Here is a 7,392-nt window from a genome sequence, read left to right on the forward strand (position 1 = left end):
GATACACCGGCAGTTCCCGCACCGCCATCCTCGCGACTGCCAGTGTCGCCACCGCCACCGCCATCGCCTCCGCCGAGTCCACCACCCCTCCCTCCAATTCTGCTGCAACCTCCAAGTGAGCCGGAACCTCCCTTGGCGACCGTGCACTTGGGGACATTTGCGGGAACGAAAATATATGAAACCGGAGTAGAGGCGGGAACATCATATAGGATCCGCCTGGGTAACCTGAGGGCGGACAACGAAGGGCATCTCACTGGGACTTACTCTCTTGTTAGTCCCGCAGGGACTGCTGGGATATATGCAGGCTATAAGCGGGGCGACACGATCAGGTTTATGGTACGGCCACCGGCAAACGCTTCCTGCGCGCATGCATTTTCAGGTGTGCTGTCAGGAGAAGCGATTACGGGGAGGTTTTCAACCGAAAACAACTGCCACGGGAGCGGGAGATGGACTGTTCGTAAGTGACCCGCCATGCAGATAGCAAGGCGTCGGTAGGCGTCCGGCGAACTACAGGATTGCCCCCTGCCGCGTCGGCGCCTCCGCTCAGGCATAGCGCCCCCACAGCGCCAGAAACCGCTCCGCGGCCTGCTGCCAGGTGGTCTCCGCCGGTAGGCCGAGCGCCTCTGCAACACAGTGCTCGAGCGGATTGCCGGGGGACGTGAGCAGCAGCGGCAGCGCACCGATCAGCCGCTCACGCGGATAGCGCAAGGTGCGGCGGGGCCGGCGCAGCGGCTCCAGCACGCCGAAGTCCCGCAGCGTGACGCCGACGCTGCGCACCAGCGTGCTGCGCTGTCCCTTAGGTGTGCCGGCGCCGCAGTAGCGGCGCCAATCGGTGACGGCGCGCCCCAGGCGATGAGCCTCGAACGCGCGCAATGTCTCGAGCCAGACCTCGAGCACCCGCGCCTGCCATTGCGCCGGCACGGCATCCGAGAGCTCGTCGAAGGCGGGACGAAACTTGTGGCGGTAGGCGAGCCGGTAGAGCGCGAGGAGGTCGCCATCCCCGCCGTCCTCGCCGTCCCGGGCGGCAAGGTCCTCCAGGCGCTCCAGCTTGGTCGGATAGGACGGGTGATAGCGGCCGGCGGCGCCGAGCCGCGCGTCGCCGCAGGCGAGCACCGCCTTGAACAGGTACTTGAAGAAGACCTCGCGGGCGACGGCGTCGAGCTTGCCGCCGCCGTTTGCAGGCGTGTTCAGCCGCCGCCGGTTCAGCAGCAGCAGGGCACCGCGGTTCAGTAGCAACCGGGTGAGCTCGCCGGGCGGCAGCCGTCGAAAGGGCATGTCGGGCGTCGCGTCGAGTACGCGCTCATCGCCGGCGACGACGCGATGGCCCCAGCGCATCTCCGCGTGCATGAGCGAGAGCTCGGCGCGCGGGAGCCGCTCGGCGCGCAGCAGGGCGAAGTCGACCTCGACGCCCACGCGCGGCTCCAGGTCGTGCGCCAGATCGGCCAGCGTCCGCTGCAGCCCGGCGCGGATGGTGGGCGTGGTGCCCTGCACCACGACGAAGTAGTCGTAGTCGTTGAACGGCGCGGGGCCGTCGGCGGTAAGGACGAAACCGCCCTCGCCGCGGCCATAGCCGCCCATGAGCACCAGGGCCACCAGATGCTCCGCCGGCACCGCGGCCGTGACTGCCCTGGCGATGAGCCGCTGATCCGCGGCGATACGCGCCTCCACCGCCGCATCGCCGTCCAGCGTCCAGCGCCGCGACGGCGCGGCGGGCTCGTCGCAGGCGACAGCTCCAGGCTTAGCCATACTGGCGCTTGCCTGCCACCAGGCCGCGCCAGCGGCCCCACTTCTGCGTGAGCCGCAGCGGCAGGCTGTGCAGCACGGCATCCAGCGAGCGCTCGCGCACGGCCCAGACCATATCGCGCAGCACCTCCATGCCGGCGGGCAGCACCGTGTAGCGCAGGAACGAGGTGTTGAGCTCGCCGTCGCGGAAGATCCAGGCCTCCGCCCTGCCCTCGCCGAACTGGCGCCTGTAGGACTGCGCCAGGGTGTAGTTGTGGGAGTGCGTCGCCGCCGCCTCCGGCACGTAGACGATGCGAAGACCCGCCTTGCGCAGCCGGTAGGACCACTCGACGTCCTCGGAGTACTGCACCCGGGTCTCGAACGGGTACTGCACCAGTACCTCTCGGCGCGCCGCGGCGTTGGCCATCGAGAAGAAGTGCACCCAGCTCGCCGCCGCACGGCCATCGCCGAAGGCCCGCTCGGTGTCCTTGCGAAACAGCGAGCGGCAGTCCGGGCGCGCCGTCTGCCGGCCGAACACCGCACCGACGCCCGGCTCCGCCAGCGGCGCGATGAGCCGCGCCAGCCAGTCGTCGCTCTCGGGCGTCGCATCCGAGTTCAGAAACACGATGACGTCCGCCGTCTCGCCGATGGTGGCGACGGCGTGGTTCAGCACGCGGCCCGGGTTGTAGTCCTTCGGGGCGTTCTGCTGGATGCGCTCCGGCGCGTTGTACTCGCGGATCACGTCCAACGTGCCGTCGCTGGAGCTGGAGTCGAAGTTCCAGAGCGTGACGTCGGGGTAGCGCTGGCTCATCACCCTCTCCAGCGTATCCCTGATCACGGCAATGTCGTTGTAGGAGCGCATGGCGATGGCCACGCGCGGTTTGTAGCCACCGCCTTCGCCGTGGTCACTCATCTCGCGCCCCCTGTGCGTCGATTTGGAATCGCGTCGCTCACGCGCGCTGCCAGGCGCGGCGACCAAACAGCCCGAGGAACCCCACCCACAGCCAGCGCAGGTCGCCGAGGAGGCTGCGTTGGCCGGCGTAAAAGGCGTCGCTCATCAGGCGCTCGTCGAAGGGCGCGTCCGCGGGCAGCCTGAGTTGGGTGGGTCCAATGAGGCCGACGGGCGCCCGGTCGCGCACGCGCTGCCAGTCCTCGGTGCGCCCCTCCGCCTGCGGCAGCGTCAACGGTGCCACACCCACCAGACGCAGGTCGCCGCTCGCCACGGCCAACAGCCGCGGCAGCGTCGCCAGCACCGGGATGCGCGTGGCGAAGCGCCAGGTGAAGAAGGCTCGCTCCCGGTCGGCGCTGTTGCCCGCGCCGCCGGGCAGGGCCGGGGCGCGATTGCCGATCAGCATCTCGCGGCGCAGCAGCTTGCGCCCGCCGGTTTCCAGCGCCGCCGCCGCCAGCGCCAGCGGCCACAGCGGCAGCGACAGCAGCAGCAGCAGCAGGGCACCGGCCCGATCCGCCAGGCCCGGCCCCGCGGGTGCCGCACCGCTGCCGCCGAGCCGCCCGAGCAGAAAGGCGTCGGCCACCTTCAGCACCACCCCCGTGTCCACCCGAATCAGCACGTCGTGGGCGACGATGGCGTTGGTCACCTCCACCAGCTCGCCGATGTAGCTGTGCGGCAGGATCACGCTGTCGGCGATGGTGGCGCCGCGGTCCACCACCACGTCGCGGGCGATGACCACCTCCCCCAGCAGTTCCGCGTCGGCGCTGACACGGCTGTTCTCGCCGACATAGGCCTGGCCCTGCTTGAGGCTGCGGGCAGCCACCGCGGCGCGGCGCCCGGCGGTGAGCCCGAGGGCCACCTCGCGCCCGGACGCGGCGAGGCCCGGCAGGCGGCCCGCCACCAGGTCGCGATTGGCGCGGTGATAATCGGGCAGCGATTCCAGCAGGTTCAGCGGCCTGTCGCCCAGATCGACGTTGTGGGCGGCTTGGGCGTCAGTGGCGTCGGTGTCCGGCGCCGACCAGCGCAACAGGTCCAGCAGCGGTCCGGCATCCGGGTGCCCCGAGCGCAGCAGCAACATGGACGCGCGGGGGTCCGCCGCGCTGCCCACCACCACCGAGCCGGGCAGCCCTTGCGCCTGGTCGAGGAAGCTGCGGATCGAGGGTCCGACCAGCAGGTCCGCCCGCAAGGCGAGGAGCGGCTCGTCGTCGCTCAGCGCGATGCGCAGCCAGATTCGGCTCGGCGCCTCGTCGTCCCGACCGTCGCCGCGACTGCCACCTCGGCTCAGGGCAAAGCGGAAGCGCGCGCCCCAGCGCTCGCCGCTGCCGAGGAGGGCCTCGAGCTGATCCGCGTGCTCCGCGAGCACGAAGGTGCACTCGGTGATGCCAGCGTCGATCAGCTCCTCAAGCCGGAACTGCACCAGGGGCTTGTCCGCCAGCGGCAGCAGGCCGACGGCGTACTGCTGGTCCAGGGGCGCCAAGCCCGCACCCGGGCGGTCCACGAACACCAAGGCTCGCATGGCTCAGCTGCTCCTTCCGGCGCGCGGCCGGTGTGCATTGCGGCGGCGCTGCCGCCAGTGATCGCCGGGCCACCGCTGGCCGCGTCTAACCATGACCGACGCCACCTCAGTAGGCCCCGGTGCCCAGCAGCAGCGCCGGCACGGTCTTCAGCAGGATCTTTAGGTCGGTCCAGAACGACTGGGACTCGATGTATTGCACGTCCAGTTCCACCTGCTGCTCGAACGGGATCTCCGAGCGCCCGGAGATCTGCCAGATACAAGTGATGCCCGGGATCACCTCCAGCCGCCGGCGGTCGGACAGCGAATACTGATCCACCTCCGCTGGCACCGGCGGGCGCGGCCCCACCAGCGACATGTCGCCGCGCAGCACGTTCCAGAGCTGCGGCAGCTCGTCGATGCTGGTCTTGCGGATGAAGCGGCCCACCCGGGTCACGCGCGGGTCGTCCTTCATCTTGAAGATGACGCCACCGGCCATCTCGTTGTGAGCCATCAGCTCGGCCTTGCGCGCCTCGGCATTGACGTACATGGAGCGGAACTTCCACATGGTGAACAGCCGACCCCAGCGCCCCACCCGGCTCTGTTGGAACAGGATGGGCCCCGGCGATTCCAGGTGAATCGCCAGCGCGACGCCGGCGAGCACTGGCAGCAGCAGCACCAGCAGCACCGCGGAAGCGGCGATGTCGAACACCCGCTTCAGCAGATAGGACCCCTGCACCACGACGGTCCAGGTGGCGCGCTTGGCGAACATGCGCAGGCGCTGCCGGGCGCCCAGCGCGGCCGGGTTGCCGTAGCGCTTGATCAGCGCCTCCTGGCGGCGCCTGGCATCGATCGTCATGGGGTGGGCTCCGTCGTGGCGGGGACGCGCTCCGGCGGCAGTGCGAAGCGCTCTGGGCTCAGCATCTGCCGCCAGACGCGATACAGGAACAAGGGGTTGCCGATGACATAGCGCCGCCACATGCGCCCCGGCTCCTGCAGCAGCCGATAGACCCACTCCAGGCCGATCTCGCGCATCCACACCGGCGCGCGCGGGATGCGCCCGGAGTAGAAGTCGAACAGCCCACCCACACCCATGCGCACGGGCGGCGCCAGCGCGTCGCGGTGGTGGTGCAGCCAGACGTCCTGCCGCGGCGCACCGAAGGCCACCAACAGCAGGTCCGCGCCGCTGGCGTTGATCTGCTCGATGACCGCGGGCTCCTCGGCGACGTCGAAATAGCCGTCGCGGGTGCCGGCGATGCGGAGCTTCGGATAGCGACGCTGCATGCGCTCGGCGGCCGACGCGGCGATGCCGGGCCGCGCACCCAGCAGAAACAGCGATCGACCCCGCTCCGCGGCGGCCGCGCACAGCAGCGGGAACAGGTCCGTGCCGTTGACGTTCTCCCGCAGCGCGACGCCCTGCATGCGGCAGCCGATGTGGATGCCGATGCCGTCCGGCAGCACGCGCGCGGCGGCGAGCAGCACGGCGCGGTACTCGGCATCATGCCAGGCGATGTTGAGGCAATCCGGGTTGACGAAAGCGAGCTGCCGGGCTGCGCCGTGGCCGCTGGCACCGACCGCCATGAGCCAGTCCACCGCCTCCGCCATGCTGGTGTTGAGGATCGGGATGCCGAAGAAGTTCAGCAGCGGCGGCGTCTCGCGGGCAGCGCCGCCGCCGAGCACGCCGGTAACCATGGAGCGGGCCGCAAGGCCGAGATCACCTTTGACGGACTGGGCATAGACGAAGTCCCGGTCAATGCGGCTCTCGCCCAAGTGGGCGATGCCCACCTGGCGCTTGACGCCGAACGGCGTCACCAGCCCCGGCCGCACCGAAAAGCGCACGGCATCGGCCACCGGCACCGCGGCGGCCTCGGCCGGGCTCAGCGGCCGCGGCCCGACCAAGGCCAGGTCGCCCTTCAGCACGCTGAACCAGACCGCGAGCCCCTTGAGCGGGCCGCTGCCCGCGAAGCGCAGTCGGTGGATGCGTGTGCGGCAGCGCCCGATCAGCTCGTCGAAGTCGAACAGCCGGCCGGTCTGCAGCACGCTCGCAACGCCACGCGCCAGCAGCAGCGGCGAGATCACCAGCAGCAGCGCCGCGGCAAGCCCCATGTCCAGCAGCCGCGGCAGCAGGTCGCCGAGGAAGCGCGCGGCGGGCAGCAGGGTGCGCCGCAAGGGGAGCCGCCGGCGTCCGCGACCGCGCTGCCCGAGCGGGCCGGGAATCTTGACTGCTTGGCGTCCCATGGTGCGTGGTCGTCTGCTCCGTCCCGGCCGCCGTGCACGGATTGGCTTCGGCCTCGCCGACCGGCGAGGCGCCGATTCAAGAATAGGGAATCCGCGCACCAAATTTAAAAGAACAACCCAGGCATGGGCGCATTATTGCGAACCAGTTCACATATGCGAGACGGCAGAGTGCCGCTCATCGGCCCAATGACGCGACGAGCGCCGATGCAGCAGGCAATCGGGCGCGACCGGCGGCGGGACCGGTCGGAGCCGGCTAACTTTGCCCTGTCGCGGCCACGGGCTCGATCAGGTCCGGCGCGTCATTGCGTGGACTGTTGACCCGGCGCGAGACCGGGTCGAGCGCCCACTCCGCGGCCGGAGACGGCTGCAGCAGGGCTTGCAGGGCATCGGTGTCGGGGTTGTCCGGGTCGAGCCAGGCGCGAATGACATCGCGGGCCGCGGCCGGCAGCACCACGGGCATGCGATCGTGGATGGCAGCGACGGCGGCGTTGGCATCCGTGACAACGATGGTGCAGGACTGCACCGGCTCACCGTCCTCGGGCCGCCAGTATTCCCAGAGACCGGCCAGCAGGATCGGCGCGCCATCCTTGCGGTGGATGAAGAAGGGTTGCTTGGACTTGGACTTGCTCCCAGTCGTGTCCGCGGTCTTGTCTGGGGCTTGCCACTCGTAGAAGCCCTCCGCCGGAATCAGGCAGCGGCGGCGCTTGAAGGCGCTGCGGTAGGCGGGCTTGCTCGCGACGGTCTCGGCGCGGGCGTTGATCATGCTGAAGCGGCTGTCCGGCCCCTTGGACCAGCTCGGGATCAGGCCCCAGCGCAGCGCCGTCAGCTCCCGGCCGCCCTCCTTCCCGGCGCGGATCGCCAGCACCGGGCGAGTGGGTGCGACGTTGAAGCTCGGGCGCCAGTCGCCCAGGCCGTCCGTGTCCAGCTCCGCGGCGTAGCGGCTCGCGTAGATTTCGGGGTCTGCGTGTTGGACGAAGCGACCGCACATGGG

6 protein-coding genes are annotated in these 7,392 nt (G+C 70.1%); all 6 read right to left on the reverse strand.

The features are described 5' to 3' along the window. Positions 1–543: 543 nt before the first annotated feature. Positions 544–1,746, reverse strand: a complete 1,203-nt coding sequence (locus LJE69_RS14150) for a hypothetical protein (protein ID WP_296926134.1) — start codon at positions 1,744–1,746, stop codon at positions 544–546. Continuing rightward, positions 1,739–2,635, reverse strand: a complete 897-nt coding sequence (locus tag LJE69_RS14155) for a glycosyltransferase (RefSeq protein ID WP_296926136.1) — start codon at positions 2,633–2,635, stop codon at positions 1,739–1,741. Before LJE69_RS14155 ends, LJE69_RS14150 begins: the two co-directional genes overlap by 8 nt. 37 nt (positions 2,636–2,672) lie before the next feature. Then, positions 2,673–4,187, reverse strand: coding sequence for an NDP-sugar synthase (locus LJE69_RS14160; protein ID WP_296926138.1), 1,515 nt, complete (start codon positions 4,185–4,187; stop codon positions 2,673–2,675). A gap of 106 nt (positions 4,188–4,293) precedes the next feature. Beyond that, positions 4,294–5,022, reverse strand: coding sequence for an exopolysaccharide biosynthesis polyprenyl glycosylphosphotransferase (locus LJE69_RS14165; RefSeq protein WP_296926142.1), 729 nt, complete (start codon positions 5,020–5,022; stop codon positions 4,294–4,296). After that, a complete protein-coding gene (locus tag LJE69_RS14170; protein WP_296926144.1) occupies positions 5,019–6,401 on the reverse strand; it encodes a WecB/TagA/CpsF family glycosyltransferase in 1,383 nt (460 codons plus the stop codon). Before LJE69_RS14170 ends, LJE69_RS14165 begins: the two co-directional genes overlap by 4 nt. A gap of 253 nt (positions 6,402–6,654) precedes the next feature. Further along, positions 6,655–7,392: SOS response-associated peptidase (locus LJE69_RS14175; RefSeq protein WP_296926146.1), on the reverse strand; the 738-nt coding region annotated here is incomplete at its 5' end.

Source organism: Thiohalocapsa sp., assembly GCF_022340605.1.
GTDB lineage: Bacteria > Pseudomonadota > Gammaproteobacteria > Chromatiales > Chromatiaceae > Thiohalocapsa.